Here is a 15,660-nt window from a genome sequence, read left to right on the forward strand (position 1 = left end):
CATAAGTGATAGCGCAACGGGGTGGGAGGGGTTAGAGGAGGCGGCGCTCCGCTGCCCACTTGGTCAGCTCGTGCCGGCTGGAGAGCTGGAGTTTCCGCAGCACCGCTGAGACGTGCGTTTCCACGGTCTTGATGCTGATGAAGAGCTCCTTGGCCACCTCCTTATAGCTGTACCCGCGGGCGATCAGCCGCATGACCTCCAGCTCACGGGCGGAGAGCTTGTCGAGCTCGTCGTCGGCGATGTCTGCAGGGGCCGTGCCAAAGGCGTCGAGGACAAAGCCGGCCAGCCGCGGCGAGAACACGGCGTCGCCGCCGGCCACCCGGTACACGGCGTCCGTGATTTCGGCGCCCGAGATGGTTTTGGTGATGTAGCCGCGGGCGCCCGCCCTGATCACGGCCACCACGTCCTCCGCCGCGTCCGAGACACTTAGCGCCAGGAATTTGGTGCCGGCCAGCAGCGGCACGGAGCCGGCAATCACTTCCCGCCCACCGCCGCCCAGTCCGCCGGGCAGGTGCACGTCAAGGAGCACCACGTCCGGACGCTCGGTGGCGATGACGGCGATGGCCTGCTCCACGGTGGCGGCTTCCCCCACCACCTGGATGCTGGCGTCCAGGTCCGCCTTCAGGCCTGACCGGAAGATGGTGTGGTCATCGACGATGACCACACGGACCGACCGGGACGGCGGTCCGGCGGCTTCTGGGAGCGTGTTCATGCTGTTCCTTCCGTGGTGTCCGGGCCGGTGGAGGGCAGCCGGAGCCGGACCTCTGTTCCCTCGCCGGAGCTGAGAATTTCTGCTGTGCCGCCGTGCCGGCGCATCCGGCCGATAATGGATTCCCGCACGCCCATCCGGTCTTCCGGCACGTCCGGCAGGTCGAAGCCCGGCCCGCGGTCCTTCACAAAGATATCCGCGTGGCCGTCGGTGACTTCCAGGTAGACCGACACGGCACCGCCACCGTGGCGGGAGGCGTTGAGCATGGCCTCGCGTGCGGCCTGGACCAGCGCTTCGCGGGCCTCGGTCATGGCGGCATCGCCCACGCTGACGACTTCCACGGCATTGCCCAGTAAGTCCTCCACCTCAGCGGCCACCGCTTTGACCCGGTCCGAGAGCTGGCCGGTGCCGCGGCCCGGGTCCTGGAAGAGCCAGCCCCGGAGCTCGCGTTCCTGGGCCCGGGCAAGGCGGAGGACGTCGTGCTCGTTGCCGGCCCTGCGCTGGATGAGGGCGAGGGTCTGCAGGACGGAGTCATGCAGGTGGGCGGCGATTTCGGCCCGCTCCGTTTCCCGGATCCGGCCGGCGCGCTCCGTTTCGAGGTCGCGCCAGAACTTCAGCGCCCACGGCAGCAGGACCAGCACCACCCCGCCCAGGACGGCCACGGAGGCCAGCAGCGCCAGCCAGGTCTGCTCCCAGGAGCCGGACCCGGACACCATCACCAGCACTCCGGCCACCACCAGCGCCAGCCCTGCCGCCAGGCGGGCCCAGCCGCCGGCCTGGTCCGCCTTGGTTTTGTCCACCAGGCCTGCACGCCTGGTCTCGTCGAGCTGCATCCAGGCGATGGCGGCGCCACCCAGGACAGCGGCTGCGGGGATCAGCGTGCCGAGGGGCACGTTCACACCCAGCAGCCGTGCGATCATGATGCCGGCCACCAGCAGCAGCCCGCTGCCCAGCAGGATCTCCTTGCCGTAGCGCATGCTGCGGACCCGGAACCAGGGCTGCCCGGCAGGCAGGCCCGCCACGCCAGGTGCGGCCCCGGGAGGAATGTTGCCGGCGGCCGGCCCGGTCGCCAGGCCGGCTGTCCAAGTGCCGGGCGCCCAGGTGCCGGGGGCCCAGGAGCCGGGGGCGCCGAACCCGTGGGGGGCCTGGCGTGGCGGACCGGCGTCGGCGCGGCTTCCGCTCCCCGCCGCAGTGGGGAGACTGACGGCGGGAGCAATGGGCGACGCCGGCCGGCGGGCATTGCGGCGCGCCGCTTCATCGGCGGTGGGAACCATGATCCACAGCCACGCATAGAAGGCCAGGCCGGCACCACCGGCAAGGGTGGAGAGCGCCATGGCAATCCTGACGTTCCGTACGGGCCAGCCCAGGTGGACGGCCAGGCCCGAGCACACGCCGGCAATGACGCGGTCGCTGTTGCGGGCCAGGGGCGGCCGGACAGGGATGGTTGTCATGGGTCAATCCAAGCACGGATCAGGGTTCCCCGGCCCGGAACCGGGCGCGAACCGGGGGTCACTCAGGGGCCGTTCAGGGTATCCCCCAGTAGAGCGCCGGAGGCCCGCACGGAAGGATTGAAGCATGAACTCGCAGACCCCCACCCCAGACGACCCGCAACGCCCGGACGGCAGCCAGCCCACAGAGCCGCTCCCCCAGCCAGGCAGCCACCGGCCCACCGAGCCGCTGCCGGCCTACACACCCGCCGCCGACGCGCCGCCCCTGTCCGGGCCCGCAGGGGCAGCAGCCGGCCCCAGCCCCACGGGTGCGGCCCCGGATTTCTTCGACTGGATCCGCGGCCACGGGATCCAGCGCGGCAGCAACCGCTGGATTGGCGGCGTCTGCGACGGCATCGCCCAGCGACTGGGCGTCGACCCGCTGATCATCCGCGGCGTTTTTATCGTCCTCACCCTGTTTGCCGGCATCGGGGTCCTGGCCTACGGGCTGGCCTGGGCGTTCCTGCCCGAACCCGACGGCCGCATCCACGTCCAGGAAGCCGGAGCCGGCCACTGGTCCAGCGGCATGACCGGTTCACTGATCGCCACCATCCTTGGCCTGACCGGGCTGGGCGGCGGCTTCTGGGGCTGGAGCCACAACGGCTTCGGCGGCTTCCTGTGGACCGTGTTCTGGGTGGGCGGCGCAATCTACCTGGTCTACTACCTGGCCCAGCGCAACAAGGGCGCCCGGCCGGACCGGGTGCAGGCCGGACCCTACGCCAGCCCCTACGGCGGGGGCTACCAGGCGGCCGCTTACACGGCGCCATACGCGGCAAGGACCACCACCGGCAGCGGCCCGGTGCCCGGCGCCCCCGGCGCCCCGGCGTCGGCAGCCTTCCCCGCCTACGGGACGGCCGGCAGCGGAACCACTTCCGGTTACGGCACCGCAGGCGGCAGCAGCGGCAGCACCGCTGGCTACGGCAACGGCGGCTACGGCAACTACGGCGGCACCGGCCGCCCGCCCCAGGGCCCAGCCCGGCCGCAGAAACCCCGGCCTGCCGGCCCCGGTGCCCCCGCCATCGCCATCACGGCCGGCACGGCACTGCTGGTGGGTGGCGGCCTGAAAGCCCTGGACGCCGGCAACATCATCGACCTGGGCAGCGCCGCCAACGCCATCGTGTGGGCCAGCGCGGCAGCTGTCCTGGGCCTGGGCATCCTGGTCTGCGGCGCCCGCGGCAGGACCGCAGGGATCCTCAGCCTCTTCGCCGTGGTGGCCCTGATCGCCGGCGGCGTGTCCAACGTGGTGGGCAACGGCGACCGCGTCCGTTTCTCGGAAGTGTCCTGGAGCCCCACCACCCTGCAGGACGCCCGCAACGGCTTCGACGTCACCGCAGGCCGCGGCACTGTTGACCTCACGGACCTGGCCATCAGCGCACCCCTGGGCTCCGACGTCGTAATCCCCCTGGACATCACCGCCTCCAACGTGACCGTGGTGATCCCGGAGAACGTCCCGGTCCGGATTGAAGCGGACATGACCATGGGAAACCTCAACGGATTCGCCGGCGAGCGCAGCGGCACCACCAGCCGGGAAACCAGCTACAACACCGACAAGCCGGGCAGCAGCCTGGTGGTAGAGATCGACGGAACGTTCAGCAACGTCACCATCGAGGAAGGCAACTGACATGAGCACCAGCAACCAGGCACCGGACCCCCTGGACCGGACCACAGCAGGCAGCACAACGACGGCGGACCAGGGCCCCGTGGGCCCGGCACCGGCAAGGGTGGGAACCGTGGTCTGGGGACTGATCGTCCTGGCCCTCGCAGCCTTGATCGCGGTGGCCCAGCTGGGCTGGGTGAACCTGAACGGCACCTATGTCCTGATCGGGCTGATGATCGGCGCCGGGGTGGCGCTGGTGGTGGGCGGCGTCCTGTCTGCCAGGAAACGTGACAACCGGCCCGCAACAGGGAAGTCTTGAGCCATGGAAAAGTTCTTCAGCATCGTCAAAAGCACAGGCCTTCGGCGCGGACCACAACGCTGGCTTGGCGGGGTCCTGGGCGGCATCGCAGCGAAACTGAACGTGGACGTGGCCTACGTCCGCATCGGATTCCTCATCTTCTGCCTCCTCCCCGGCCCCGCCGTGGTCCTTTACCTGTTGGCGTGGGCCGTCCTGCCGGACCAGAACAACTCCATCGCCCTGCAGGGCTTTCTGATCCGCAGGGCCGGAAACCGGTACTGAGTTCCCGCATTTCTGCAGCATCCGATGGACCTCCGCCGTTCGGCGGGGGTCCATCGACCGGTTGACGGGAAGTTCAACCGGCCGGACGTGGTGGTGGGCCCCCGTCCGGTGCCACGCTGGAAGCATGAGAACACCAGCACCCGGATCCGCCGCTGACGCCATCACCGTCCGGGACCTCCGAAAAACCTACCGGCTCCCCAAGGGCGGCACGCTGGCGGCCGTTGATGGCCTGGACCTCGCCATCGGCGCCGGCGAAACCTACGCCCTGCTGGGCCCCAACGGCGCCGGGAAGTCCACCACCATCGAGATCCTCGAAGGCCACCGCCGCGCCGACAGCGGCGACATCCGCGTCCTGGGCACCCCGCCCTGGAAGGCGGCGCCGGCCTTCCGGGCCCGGATCGGGATTGTCCTGCAGGAAGCCACCGATTCCGGTGAGCTCCGGGTCTCCGAAGCGCTGGGCTCGCTGGCCCGGTGCTTTCCCGCGCCACGGCCGGTGGCTGAGGTGATAGCAGCAGTAGGGCTCGACGGCAAGGAATCCGTTCGCATCTCCACCCTTTCAGGTGGCCAGCGCCGCCGCCTGGATGTGGCCCTGGGCATCATCGGGAACCCTGAAGTACTGTTCCTCGACGAGCCCACCACCGGATTCGACCCGGCCGCCCGGCGCCAATTCTGGGAGCTCATCCGGTCCCTGGGCGAGGGCGGCACCACCATTGTGCTCACCACGCACTACCTGGATGAGGCCGAGCAACTCGCCGACCGCATCGGGGTCATCAACCAGGGCAGGCTCATCGCCGAGGGCACCCCCGCCGATATCGGCGGTCCGGAGCTCCGGATCCCCCGCGTCCGCTGGCGTGACGCCGCGGGACACCACGAGGAAACGACAGCAAGTCCTGCGGCACTGGTCCGGGACATTTCCGACGGCGGCAGGCGGGAACCGCTGGACCTCGCTGTGGTGCGCCCCAGCCTCGAGGACATCTACCTGCAGCTCATCGATTCCAACCGGCAGGAGCCGGCACTGACAGGAGCACGGCCATGACTGCCCTCAGTTCCCCCGCCACACCATGGAAACCCTCGGTCCTCCGGCTGGGGCTCCACCGCGCCGCACTGGAGATCAAGCTATTTAACCGGGATGTGCTTTCACTGGTCCTGGTGCTCTTTTTCCCCATCCTGATGCTGTCGCTGTTCGGCACGGTTTTTGGTGATGAGCCGGTGTTCGGCGCCGGCCCCTCCGGGCAGGGCGGCATCACCCCCGCCCACTACTACCTGCCCGGCATGCTGGCCCTGAGCACCATCCTCAGCGGCTTCCAGAACCTGAGCAGCTACGTGGCCACGGAACGCTTCAACGGCACCGTCAAACGCCTGGCCGGCACCCCGCTTCCCGCCGCATCCTACTTCCTGGGCAAGACCGGGCAGACGCTGTACCTCATCGTGGCCCAGACAGCGCTGCTGCTGCTGGCAGCCCGCTTCCTCTTCAACGTCCCAATGCCGGACGAACCCGGACAGTGGGCCCTGGTGGCAGGGCTGATGGTGCTGTCCACCGCTGCATGGGCCACGGTGGCCATCGCCTTTACCGCCCTGCCCAAGTCGGCGCAGAGCGCCTCCACCCTGGCTGTCCTGCCGGTACTGCTGCTCTCCTTCACCTCCGGGGTCTACTTCCCGTTCTCCCAACTGCCGGACTGGCTCCAGTCGGTGACGAACTTCTTCCCCCTGCGGTGGACCGCCGGCGCCTTCCGGTCCGTGTTCCTTCCCCCGCAGTTCGCGGCGGCGGAACCGGGCGGCAGCTACGGTGTGGGCACAGCCTTTGTGGTCCTGGCTGTGTGGGTGGTGGCCGGAGCCGTCCTGGCCCGGCTCGCCTTCAAGTGGCCGCCACAGAAATGACCGGTAGGGTGCATCAATGAACAATTACGGCGGCCGGACCGAGCGGCTGCTGCCTGCCCGCTCCGTGTGGAGCACCTCGATGCTCTGGTGGCATCTCGGGTTCTATGCGGCGCTGGCAAGCCTGATGTACCTGGCCGTCTTCGGCCAGCCCGTCACCCCCGGCACTCCGTGGATGGTGGGGGCCATGGGGGTGCTGGCCGCGGCGTATCCGTTCCTGACCAGGCCGGTTGACCTTCGCACCGGCAGGTCCGGCATCTATGTGGTGGTCCTGGTGCTGGTGGTGGTGTTCTTGTCGTTTGTGCACAACGGAGCAGGCGCCCTGCTGTTTGTGGCCTTCCCCCAGGTGTGGATGTTCACCGCCTCCCAGCGCCAGGGCATCGCGGCCACGGTGGTCCTGTGCGTGGGGGTTGCCGCGGGCCAGTTCAGCAGGTGGGGCGTCGGCGGCACGGTGGTTTATGAAATTTCCGCGCAGCTGGTGCTCTCGCTGGTGGCAAGCTGCATGATCGGGCTGTGGATCTCCCGCGTGATCGAACAAAGTGAGCAGCGGGCCGAGCTCCTGGCCGAGCTCGAGGCCACCAGGAGCGACCTCAACGCCGCCCAGCAGGCCCAGGGCGCCCTGGCCGAACGCGAACGGATGGCCCGGGAAATCCACGACACCCTGGCCCAGGGCTTCACCTCGATTGCCATGCTGTCCGAAGCCGGCCAGGCGCAGCTTCGCCGGCAGGACCAGGCAGGCGCCCCCGCGCTGGCGGGAACACTGGCGGCCATCGCCCGGACGGCCCGGGAAAACCTCGCCGAGGCCCGGTCCCTGGTGGCGTCCGGGGTGCCCACGGATGTCACGGGCGGGGACCTGCTGGCTGCTTTGGCCCGGCTTCCCCACACCCTCCACCTGGACGGGATCCGGCTGGAGGTGGACATTCCCGCCGTGCTGCCGCCGCTGACCTCCTCGGAGCAGGTGGCGCTGCTGCGGACGGCGCAAGAGGCATTGAACAACGTCAGGCGCCACTCCGGCGCGTCGCAGGCGCGCCTGGCCGTCCGCGTGACCGGCCCGGCCGGCGGCGCCGGGCTGCGGCTGGTGGTCAGCGACGACGGTCATGGTTTCGACCCGCAGGGTCCCCACACGGGGTTCGGCCTGACCTCCATGGCCGCCCGGCTGGCCGAGATCAACGGCCGGCTGGAGCTGGCCTCCGACGCCGGCGGAACCATCCTGACAGCGGTGGTGCCCGTCGCCGCGCCTGCAGTGGATACCATCGCAGTGGATGCCGGCAAGGAGGCATCACCATGAGTCCAACGGCAACCGTCCGCGTGGTCCTGGCGGACGACCACCCGGTGGTCCGAGGCGGCCTCGCGGCACTCCTGGGGACCGCAGCGGGCATCGAGGTGCTGGCCGAGGCCGCCGACGGGCAGGAAGCGGTGGCAGCCGTGGCCACCCACGCCCCGGACGTGGTGCTGATGGACCTGCGGATGCCCGTCCTGGACGGGGCCGGGGCCACGGCACTGATCCGCGACCGGCATCCGCTGACCAAGGTCCTGATCCTGACCACGTACGACGGCGACGCGGACATAGTGCGTGCCGTGGAGTCCGGGGCGGTGGGCTACCTCCTGAAGGACTCCCCCGGCGGCGTCATCATCGACGCGGTGTTTGCCGCAGCCCGCGGAGAGACGGTCCTCGCCCCGCCGGTGGCGGCACGCCTGGTGTCCCGCCTGCGGGAACCCGGGAGGCCGCAACTGACCGCCCGCGAGGTGGAAGTGCTCCGCTGCGTCTCGCAGGGACTGAGCAACCCGGACGTCGCCGCCCGGCTCCATATCGCCGAAGCGACCGTCAAAACGCACCTCCTGCGCGTCTTCAACAAGCTCGATGTGGACGACCGGACCCGTGCCGTGGTGGTCGCCCTGGAGCGGGGCCTATTGTGACCGGTTTGTGTCGTACCCCACACAGCCCACTACAATCTATGTGAGCTCAGCGTGGCGCTCTGCCTGTAAACCCTCTCTCCAGGATTTGAGCCGAAACATGAAAATAGGAATCCTCACCAGCGGTGGCGACTGCCCCGGGCTGAATGCTGTCATCCGCGGCGCCGTCCTTAAGGGCATCGCCATCCACGGCCACGAATTCGTCGGATTCCTCGACGGCTGGCGCGGTGTGGTGGAGGGTGACATCATCGACATCCCCCGCACCATGGTCCGTGGCATCGCCAAGCAGGGCGGCACCATCCTGGGCACCTCCCGCACCAACCCGTTCGAAAACGGCGGCGGCCCCGAGGTCATCAAAGCCCACATGGACCGGCTGGGCATCGACGCCATCATCGCGATCGGCGGTGAGGGCACCCTCGCGGCAGCCAAGCGCCTGACGGACGCCGGGCTCAAGATCGTCGGCGTCCCCAAAACCGTGGACAACGACCTCGACGCCACCGACTACACCTTCGGGTTCGACACCGCCGTGCAGATCGCCACCGAAGCCATCGACAGGCTCCGCACCACCGGCGAGTCCCACCACCGCTGCATGATCGCCGAAGTCATGGGCCGGCACGTGGGCTGGATCGCGCTGCACGCCGGCATGGCCGCCGGCGCGCATGCCATCCTCATCCCGGAGCAGAAAACCAGCATCGAGCAGATCACCGAATGGGTCCAGGAGGCCCACGCCCGCGGCCGCGCACCCTTGGTGGTGGTGGCTGAAGGCTTCGTGCCGGACCACATGGAGTCCCCGCACTCGGAGCGCGGCCTGGACACCTTCGGCCGGCCCCGCCTTGGCGGCATCGCCGACCAGCTGGCCCCCGAGCTGGAGGCCCGGACCGGCATCGAAACCCGCGCCACCATCCTGGGCCACATCCAGCGCGGCGGCGTACCGTCCGCGTTCGACCGGGTCCTCGCCACCCGGCTGGGTATGGCCGCGATCGACTCCGTGGTGGAGGGCTACTGGGGCACCATGGTGGCACTCAAGGGCACGGACATCGAGCACGTGGGCTTCGAAGAGGCGCTGGGGCAGCTCAAGACCGTCCCGCAGAAGCGCTACGACGAGGCAGCGGTCCTGTTCGGCTGAGCCCGCGCGCCGCCCTAGGCTGGGACCATGACTCTCGACGCCGGTTCCGCCGCCATCATCCAGCTCGCCTGGGCCCGCCGGCTGGGCCTTGACGACCACGCCTTCGGCGACGCCCTGGCAACCGGGGACCGTGTGGTCCGGGCCGACGAATCGGCCCGGACCGTGGAGTTCGTCCGGCTGTTCGGAAGTTCGGCGCTGGTGGGTCCGCAGTGGCTGATCGACGCCGCCGCCGCCGTCCCGGACGCCGACCTGGCCCAGCACGTGACACTGTTGACCCTGACCCGGTCCCACGGCGGGCACGGGCTCGGAGCGGCCGCGCTGTTCTTCGCGGACGACCTGCCGCTGAAGCAGGTTGCCGGGGAAATGACCGTCTCGCACGGCAGCCCCGAGGCGATCGAGCTGGAAAGCAGGTGCCCGCCGGACGACGTCAACGAGGTGGGCCTGTCAGATCTCGAGAACCGCTACACCATCATCCATGAGGTGGACGGCCGGCGGCTGCCGCTGGCCTGCGGCGCGTACACGGAGCGGGACGGCCTGCTGGCGCACCTCGGCGTCCTGGTGGACCCGGAGTGGCGCCGGCAGGGGCTGGGCACCGTGGCGGCCTCCATCGCGGCGCACGAGGCACTGGCTGCGGGACTGACCATCCAGTGGCGGGCGGACGTCAGCAACACAGGAGCGCTGGCGCTGGCCCGTCATCTGGGACTGTCAGCCGGCGGAATCCAGACCAGCGTCCACCTTGGCTGAGCCGGGTGCCGCCTCGGCGCCGCCCCACCCCTGAACCGGCTGGGGCTTGGCAAAGAACAAGGCCACGACTGCCCCCACCACGATGACGGCGGCAGGCAGCAGCATCGACTGGCCCATCGCCGTCGAGAATCCGCCCTGCAGGGCATCCGGAAGGCTCCCGGTCATGCCCAGCCCGCCGCCGGCTGCCGCACCGGAACCGCCGCCGGGCAGTTCGGCAGCGAGGCGGGACTGGATGAGCACGGCGATGGCCGCGCTGCCCAGGACCGCACCGATCTGGCGGGTGGTGTTGTAGACCCCTGAACCGGCTCCGGCCTGACGGGGCGGCAGGTTGCGGGTGGCGGTGGTGCTCAGCGGCGCCCAGATCCCGGCGTTGGCGAAGCCCAGGACGGCACTGGGCAGCAGGAACATCAGGATGGGGGTGTCCGGCTGCATCAGGGCGGAGTTCCACAGCAGCGCCACGGCCATCAGGGCCAGGCCGGTGGCCGTAATGTACTTGGGGTTGACCCGGTCCACGAGCTTGCCCACCACCGGGGCCAGGCCGCCGGAAATCAGGGCCATGGGCACCATCATGAGCGCCGACTGGGTGGGCGTCAGGCCCCGGACCAGCTGGTAGTAGAAGATCAGCGGCAGGCTGAACGCCGTGACGGTGAAGCCCACGGTGGTGATGCCGATGTTGGCCAGCGAGAAGTTCCGGTCCCGGAACAGCTCCAGCGGCAGCAGCGGCTCGCCCTTGTTGAAGCGCTGCCAGACCACAAAGGCCACCAGCACCAGGATGCCGGCAATGATCAGCCCCCAGACGCTGATGGGCCCGGTGATAGTGCCCCAGTTGTAGGTCTCACCCTCCTGGATGCCAAAAACGAGCAGGAAGAGGCCGACGGCGCTGAGCACCACGCCGGGGATATCGAACCGGTGCGGGTGGGTCTTGAGCGACGGGACATTCCGCAGGGCCAGGATGAAGCCCACGATCCCGACGGGGACGTTGATGAAGAAGATCCATTCCCAGCCCAGGCCGTCCACCAGGACACCGCCCAGGATGGGGCCCACCAGGGTGGCGATGCCCGCGGTGGCACCCCACACGGCCATGGCAGGGCCGCGGCCGCCCGGCGGGAAGATGCGGGTGATGACCGCCATGGTCTGCGGCGTCATCAGCGCGGCGCCCAGGCCCTGCAGGATGCGGGCCATGATGAGTGTTTCGACGTTGCCGGAGAGCCCGCACCACAGCGAGGCGAGGGTAAACACCACCAGGCCAGTGAGGTAGAGCTTCTTGGGCCCGAACCGGTCACCCAGCCGGCCCGTGATCAGCAGGGGAACCGCATACGCCAGGAGATAGGCGCTGGTCACCCAGATCACGGAGTTGATGTCGGCGTTCAGGCCCTCCATGATCCGCGGGTTGGCTACGGAAACAATGGTGGTGTCGATGAGGATCATAAAGAACCCGATCACCAGGGACCACAATGCCGGCCACGGCTTGGCTACGATTTCCACTCGGTCATCCTTAAGAGATTGCAGATTGCCCGGCGGATCCGGGAGACCTAGCCCAGGAGATCCAGGATCTCCGTGCGGGCAAACATTTGCGCGGCGGCCCGGGCGGAGGGCTGGCCGGCGTCAGGGTCCGCGCCTGCTTCAAGCAGCGCGCGGGCCACGTCGGTGTAGCCCTTGAAGGCAGCTCCGGCCAGCGGCGTCTGGCCGCGGTCGTTGGCTGCGTCGGCGGAGGCGCCATGCTCAAGGATGAGCCGGACCGCGTCCACCTGTCCATGGTACGCCGCCAGCATCAGCAGCGAGTCACCGGCTGCATTGGTCAGGGCCACCGGGGCACCGGCGGACAGGAACGCGCGGAGCAGTTCCGTGTTGCCCTCCCGGGCGGCCTGGAACAGGGTGTGCGCGAGCTCCACGGCGTCCTGGTCGGGAGCCTGGGCCTGGCCTGCAGCAGGCTCGGGTGTGGTGCTGGAAGGATCGGTCATGGTCGGGGCCCCCTGAGGAATCCGGTCTGGCGCCCCACAACCTGGCCGGCATCCGGGGCAACGATGGCTTCCTGGACGGCAGGGTACGGCTCATCGCCATCCAGGACCGTCAGTATTTCATCCGGCGCCACGGAACGCTTTATGACCGCCAGGGCCACGGGGCCCATCTCGTAATGCTGGGCCACCGTAGTGACGGCGCCTACCTTCCGTTCGCCCAGCAGCACGGGGCTGCCGGCAGCCGGCATGGTGTGCTGGGAACCGTCCAGCTGGAGGAACACCAGGCGGCGCGGGGGGTGCCCCAGGTTGTGGACCCGCGCAACGGTTTCCTGGCCTTTGTAGCAGCCTTTGGCCAGGTGCACGGCGGTGCGGAGGAGGTCCAGTTCGTGGGGAATGGTTTTGTCGTCGGTTTCCGCGCCGATCCGGGGTCGCCAGGCGGCCACACGCAGGGCCTCCGCAGCAAGGACGCCTGCCAGGGGGCGGTCCGCCACGATAGCTTCCAGCCGGGTTGCAGGCACCAGGTACTCGAACCAGGGCCGGTCCAGGCCGGGGTGCCCCTCGGCGGGGACCACAGCGTACGAGTAGCCGCCGGCGCCGACGTGGGGCCAGGGATCCTGCCAGGCCAGCAGGTCCGCCCAGCCGGGTACGGCCTTGACGGTGCCCACCACGGCCCAGTCGGCGGAGGCGTCCAACACCTCAACGCGGAGCATGAACTTCATCCTGTTCAGGAATTCCGCCAGCGGTGCAGCCTCCGCCGCTTCGACAATCAGCCAGGTGGTCCCGCCGTCGTCAATGACCCTGGCGTCGAATTCGATCCGGCCCTGGACGCTGAGCAGCAGCAGTTCGGTGGACTCCCCCGGCGCGAGGGCGGTGACCTGCTGGGAGGAAAGGGTGTTCAGCCAGCTCAGCCGGTCCGGCCCGCTGACGGTGACCACGCCGCGGTGCGAAAGGTCCACAACGGCGGTGCCGGCGGCCAGTGCCCGTTGTTCCCGCAGCGGCTCGCCGTAGTGGGATGCGACGCCGGCGTCCGGACCGGTCGCTTCGACGGCGCCGGGGCGCGACAGCAGAGGGCTGGGTGTAGTCATATGAAGTAGAAGTCCTTGGAGGCTAGCGGTATTCCGGATTTTCGAAATCGAACCGGGTGCCGGCCTGCCATTCCTCCGGGAGGTTGCCGTAGGCGGGATACCCGCCGGCGTCCTTGAGGAGCTTGGCCAGGTGCAGCAGGTTCCAGGTCATGAAGGTGGCGTTGCGGTTGGTGAAGTCGGTCTCCGGTCCGCCCGAGCCCGGATCGAGGTAGCTGGGGCCGGGGCCCACGGCGCCGATCCAGCCGGCGTCGGCCTGCGGCGGAATGCTGAAGCCGACGTGCTGCAGGCTGTACAGGACGTTCATGGCGCAGTGTTTGATGCCGTCTTCGTTGCCGGTGATCAGGCAGCCGCCCACTTTGGGGTAGAACGCCCACTGGCCCTTGCTGTTGAGTTGGCCGGAATGCGCGTACAGCCGCTCGATGAGCTTGCGGGTCTCGGAGGAGTTGTCGCCCAGCCAGATGGGCCCTGCCACCACCACGATGTCCGCGTCCTGGACCAGCGGGTACAGGTCCGGCCATTCGTCGGTGGCCCAGCCGTGCTCGGTCATGTCGGGGTACACGCCGCTGGCGATGTTGTGGTCAACCGTCCTGATCACGGTGGTGCCCACACCCTGCTTTTCCATGATCCGGCGGCTGATCTCAATCAGTCCGTCAGTGTTGCTGGTCTGGGGTGACTTCTTCAGCGTGCCGTTGAAGAACACTGCCTTCAGCCCGTTAAAGCCGCCCGCACTGCCGGTCTGTTCCACTGTGCTGCTCCTTGCGTCAGGATACTTTCGTCAGGAACGCCGACGCGTGGGCTTCGAGTCCTTTGCCGGCAACTCCTCCGGATGCGACGTCCCAGCGCCACAGGAGGTTGCCGTCCACCAGGCCGAAGATGCGGGTAGCAGCACTGTAGTCCTTCGAATGGCTGCCGCGCATCACCATGTCGGTGCTGAGCTGGATCTGCGGACCCTTGATCTGGCCGTAGTACAGCTCGGAGATGCCGCCGGGGTGCGAAATCGACACCGAAATGTCGAATCCGCCCTCACTATTGCGAAGGGCTTCGACTTCGTCGGCGCTCTTCAGGGCCGGGACGATGTCAGCGGGAATCAGCCCCGGGCCGCCGTCGGCGTCCAGCTGCTTGCGCTCCAGCGCCCAGAAACCGGTCTCAACGGTGAGCGGCCGAAGCTGCGTGCCGTCGTCGTCAGTCAACCAGCTTTCGGCGCGGTACTGCAGGTAGGGCAACCCGTTGTGGGTGAACGAAACCCGCTGCAGGAAATGCTCGGATTCCTCGTCGCCGTTGCCCAACCGGCCGCGGCCTTCCCACTCACCGATGAGCCAGGAGAGGGGAACGAGTTCGGGGGTCAGGTCTGTGGGAATTTCAATAGGCACAGCAATACCTCGGGAGACAGCTGGTTCGGGACGGGTCTACTTCTGGCCTTTGAAGAGGCGGTAGACCACAAAACCGGCGAACCAGGCCATGGACAGGCTCGCGATGCCGAGCAGGACAAGGAAGAAGATTTCAAAGGCAAGAATGGACATGGTGCAATCCTAACGCGTCAGTAGATGAGGAGTTTGTCTATGAAGTAGGCGAGGGAGCCGACGGCGGAGACCGGCGCGAGACCCATCCCCAGGGCGGCGGCAAAGTTCAATGGAGCGCCGCGAAGTGTCACCAGGCGCCGGAAACTGGCCAGGACGGCACCCACCACCACGCCGAAGATGGCGGCCGGCAGGACGGCGATGTCCGAGATGACCAGCCCTGCCAGCGGGCCCGCCAGTCCGGCCAGCACCACACCCAGGGGCGCAACGATGCTGTCCGGCCAGCGGATCAGGCCCGTGAGGAGGGCGACGGCGGCGCTGGCCGCGGCGACCAGCAGCATCTCCCGGACACCGTTGAACCTGGCGCCGGCAATCCAGCCCGCGCCGAGGCAGGACAACAGGACACCGACGCAGCAGCCAAGGGTGGATTCGAGGCGTTGCGCCTGCCCCGTCCCCCGGATCAGCTGCACCAGGAACACGGCCATCATCCCCACCGCGATGAACGCCGGGGTCCAGTCCAGGAACCCAGGGGCCGGCGTCGCGGCGGCGGCGAGGGCGGCCCCGGCACCGGACAGCCCGATCACGGCGGCAAGTGTCTTTTTGGCCGGGATCCGGAGGAAATGCGGCCAGCCGATGCCGACGGCGGCCGCAATGAGGACGGCGACCACCACCAGTGCCTCGCGGGAGGAATAGACGCCGGCGATGATGGCCGCGAGCCCGGCGAGGCCCACCACGCCGATGCTCCAGGAGCCCAGGGAACGCACGGGGGCCTGCAGGTCCGCCGTCATGGGGACCCGGGCCTGTGCTTGGTTTCTGCACTCACTGCGCTGCAATCCCATCCTGGCGTCGGTTGTCCGGGGCGGTGCGCCCCGTCGTGGCAGGACGGAGTCCGCCCTCCAGCCAATCCTGCCTTATATGAACTGGTTATGTCGCAAAACGGGACCCCCACGGCTCCGGATCCGTAGCTGCGGAGGTCCTGCCGGGTATACTCAAGAATCAGCTAAGCTCCCCGCTGAGGTGGCCGGCCGGCCCGTACTTGACCGGCCCGAATCCGCTGCGGGAAGCCAG

The 15,660-nt window shown here is 68.8% G+C and carries 17 protein-coding genes; 9 read left to right on the forward strand and 8 right to left on the reverse strand.

The genetic code is table 11. From position 1 onward, the window contains the following. Positions 1-31: 31 nt before the first annotated feature. A complete protein-coding gene (locus ACRB8A_RS13920; protein ID WP_050684412.1) occupies positions 32-712 on the reverse strand; it encodes a LuxR C-terminal-related transcriptional regulator in 681 nt (226 codons plus the stop codon). Beyond that, positions 709-2,160, reverse strand: coding sequence for an ATP-binding protein (locus tag ACRB8A_RS13925; protein WP_432244884.1), 1,452 nt, complete (start codon positions 2,158-2,160; stop codon positions 709-711). Before ACRB8A_RS13925 ends, ACRB8A_RS13920 begins: the two co-directional genes overlap by 4 nt. Before the next feature lie 124 nt (positions 2,161-2,284). On the opposite strand from ACRB8A_RS13925, the gene ACRB8A_RS13930 reads away from it, so the two are divergent. The 9 genes from ACRB8A_RS13930 (at position 2,285) to ACRB8A_RS13970 (ending at position 10,032) form a co-directional block, all read left to right on the forward strand. Next, entirely contained in the window at positions 2,285-3,817 is a 1,533-nt protein-coding gene (locus ACRB8A_RS13930; protein ID WP_432244885.1) for a PspC domain-containing protein, read from the forward strand. A 1-nt stretch (position 3,818) separates the two neighbouring features. After that, complete coding sequence (locus tag ACRB8A_RS13935) at positions 3,819-4,112, forward strand: hypothetical protein (RefSeq protein ID WP_432244886.1); 294 nt, start codon at positions 3,819-3,821, stop codon at positions 4,110-4,112. A 3-nt stretch (positions 4,113-4,115) separates the two neighbouring features. Then, positions 4,116-4,373 carry a PspC domain-containing protein gene (locus ACRB8A_RS13940; RefSeq protein ID WP_050684416.1) on the forward strand — a complete coding sequence of 86 codons (258 nt, stop codon included), beginning with the start codon at positions 4,116-4,118 and terminating at the stop codon, positions 4,371-4,373. 124 nt (positions 4,374-4,497) lie between these two features. Next, entirely contained in the window at positions 4,498-5,409 is a 912-nt protein-coding gene (locus ACRB8A_RS13945) for an ABC transporter ATP-binding protein (RefSeq protein ID WP_432244887.1), read from the forward strand. Continuing rightward, on the forward strand, positions 5,406-6,251 hold the full coding sequence (locus ACRB8A_RS13950) for an ABC transporter permease (protein WP_432244888.1): 846 nt from the start codon (positions 5,406-5,408) through the stop codon (positions 6,249-6,251). Before ACRB8A_RS13945 ends, ACRB8A_RS13950 begins: the two co-directional genes overlap by 4 nt. 16 nt (positions 6,252-6,267) lie before the next feature. Further along, on the forward strand, positions 6,268-7,536 hold the full coding sequence (locus tag ACRB8A_RS13955; RefSeq protein ID WP_432244889.1) for a sensor histidine kinase: 1,269 nt from the start codon (positions 6,268-6,270) through the stop codon (positions 7,534-7,536). After that, the gene (locus tag ACRB8A_RS13960) at positions 7,533-8,165 is read left to right on the forward strand and encodes a response regulator (RefSeq protein ID WP_050685304.1); all 633 of its coding nucleotides are present in this window, start codon (positions 7,533-7,535) and stop codon (positions 8,163-8,165) included. Before ACRB8A_RS13955 ends, ACRB8A_RS13960 begins: the two co-directional genes overlap by 4 nt. A 97-nt stretch (positions 8,166-8,262) precedes the next feature. After that, positions 8,263-9,288 carry an ATP-dependent 6-phosphofructokinase gene (locus tag ACRB8A_RS13965; protein ID WP_050685305.1) on the forward strand — a complete coding sequence of 342 codons (1,026 nt, stop codon included), beginning with the start codon at positions 8,263-8,265 and terminating at the stop codon, positions 9,286-9,288. Positions 9,289-9,315: 27 nt separating this feature from the next. Beyond that, complete coding sequence (locus ACRB8A_RS13970; RefSeq protein ID WP_432244890.1) at positions 9,316-10,032, forward strand: GNAT family N-acetyltransferase; 717 nt, start codon at positions 9,316-9,318, stop codon at positions 10,030-10,032. On the opposite strand, the gene ACRB8A_RS13975 is transcribed toward ACRB8A_RS13970, so the two are convergent. The 6 genes from ACRB8A_RS13975 to ACRB8A_RS14000 form a co-directional block, all read right to left on the reverse strand. Then, positions 9,994-11,517, reverse strand: coding sequence for a DHA2 family efflux MFS transporter permease subunit (locus ACRB8A_RS13975; protein ID WP_285240635.1), 1,524 nt, complete (start codon positions 11,515-11,517; stop codon positions 9,994-9,996). The genes ACRB8A_RS13970 and ACRB8A_RS13975 overlap by 39 nt on opposite strands. A gap of 47 nt (positions 11,518-11,564) precedes the next feature. Further along, on the reverse strand, positions 11,565-11,993 hold the full coding sequence (locus ACRB8A_RS13980; protein ID WP_050685308.1) for an ankyrin repeat domain-containing protein: 429 nt from the start codon (positions 11,991-11,993) through the stop codon (positions 11,565-11,567). After that, positions 11,990-13,075, reverse strand: a complete 1,086-nt coding sequence (locus ACRB8A_RS13985) for a YgfZ/GcvT domain-containing protein (RefSeq protein ID WP_050685309.1) — start codon at positions 13,073-13,075, stop codon at positions 11,990-11,992. Before ACRB8A_RS13985 ends, ACRB8A_RS13980 begins: the two co-directional genes overlap by 4 nt. 22 nt (positions 13,076-13,097) lie before the next feature. Next, a complete protein-coding gene (locus tag ACRB8A_RS13990) occupies positions 13,098-13,820 on the reverse strand; it encodes a flavodoxin family protein (RefSeq protein ID WP_050685310.1) in 723 nt (240 codons plus the stop codon). A 16-nt stretch (positions 13,821-13,836) separates the two neighbouring features. Further along, positions 13,837-14,445: an FABP family protein gene (locus ACRB8A_RS13995; protein ID WP_432244891.1), complete on the reverse strand. Its 609-nt coding sequence runs from the start codon at positions 14,443-14,445 to the stop codon at positions 13,837-13,839. Between the two features lie 167 nt (positions 14,446-14,612). Then, positions 14,613-15,380, reverse strand: a complete 768-nt coding sequence (locus ACRB8A_RS14000; RefSeq protein WP_050685312.1) for a hypothetical protein — start codon at positions 15,378-15,380, stop codon at positions 14,613-14,615. Positions 15,381-15,660: the final 280 nt, after the last annotated feature.

It is taken from the genome of Arthrobacter sp. G.S.26 (genome assembly GCF_050847375.1).
In the GTDB taxonomy this organism is placed as follows: domain Bacteria; phylum Actinomycetota; class Actinomycetes; order Actinomycetales; family Micrococcaceae; genus Arthrobacter.

Excerpts from the sequence above, each read along its gene's own strand:
- ACRB8A_RS13920 (WP_050684412.1), bottom strand. The coding sequence starts at position 712 with ATGAACACGCTCCCAGAAGCCGCCGGACCGCCGTCCCGGTCGGTCCGT.
- ACRB8A_RS13925 (WP_432244884.1), bottom strand. The coding sequence starts at position 2,160 with ATGACAACCATCCCTGTCCGGCCGCCCCTGGCCCGCAACAGCGACCGC.
- ACRB8A_RS13930 (WP_432244885.1), top strand. The coding sequence starts at position 2,285 with ATGAACTCGCAGACCCCCACCCCAGACGACCCGCAACGCCCGGACGGC.
- ACRB8A_RS13935 (WP_432244886.1), top strand. The coding sequence starts at position 3,819 with ATGAGCACCAGCAACCAGGCACCGGACCCCCTGGACCGGACCACAGCA.
- ACRB8A_RS13940 (WP_050684416.1), top strand. The coding sequence starts at position 4,116 with ATGGAAAAGTTCTTCAGCATCGTCAAAAGCACAGGCCTTCGGCGCGGA.
- ACRB8A_RS13945 (WP_432244887.1), top strand. The coding sequence starts at position 4,498 with ATGAGAACACCAGCACCCGGATCCGCCGCTGACGCCATCACCGTCCGG.
- ACRB8A_RS13950 (WP_432244888.1), top strand. The coding sequence starts at position 5,406 with ATGACTGCCCTCAGTTCCCCCGCCACACCATGGAAACCCTCGGTCCTC.
- ACRB8A_RS13955 (WP_432244889.1), top strand. The coding sequence starts at position 6,268 with ATGAACAATTACGGCGGCCGGACCGAGCGGCTGCTGCCTGCCCGCTCC.
- ACRB8A_RS13960 (WP_050685304.1), top strand. The coding sequence starts at position 7,533 with ATGAGTCCAACGGCAACCGTCCGCGTGGTCCTGGCGGACGACCACCCG.
- ACRB8A_RS13965 (WP_050685305.1), top strand. The coding sequence starts at position 8,263 with ATGAAAATAGGAATCCTCACCAGCGGTGGCGACTGCCCCGGGCTGAAT.
- ACRB8A_RS13970 (WP_432244890.1), top strand. The coding sequence starts at position 9,316 with ATGACTCTCGACGCCGGTTCCGCCGCCATCATCCAGCTCGCCTGGGCC.
- ACRB8A_RS13980 (WP_050685308.1), bottom strand. The coding sequence starts at position 11,993 with ATGACCGATCCTTCCAGCACCACACCCGAGCCTGCTGCAGGCCAGGCC.
- ACRB8A_RS13985 (WP_050685309.1), bottom strand. The coding sequence starts at position 13,075 with ATGACTACACCCAGCCCTCTGCTGTCGCGCCCCGGCGCCGTCGAAGCG.
- ACRB8A_RS14000 (WP_050685312.1), bottom strand. The coding sequence starts at position 15,380 with ATGACGGCGGACCTGCAGGCCCCCGTGCGTTCCCTGGGCTCCTGGAGC.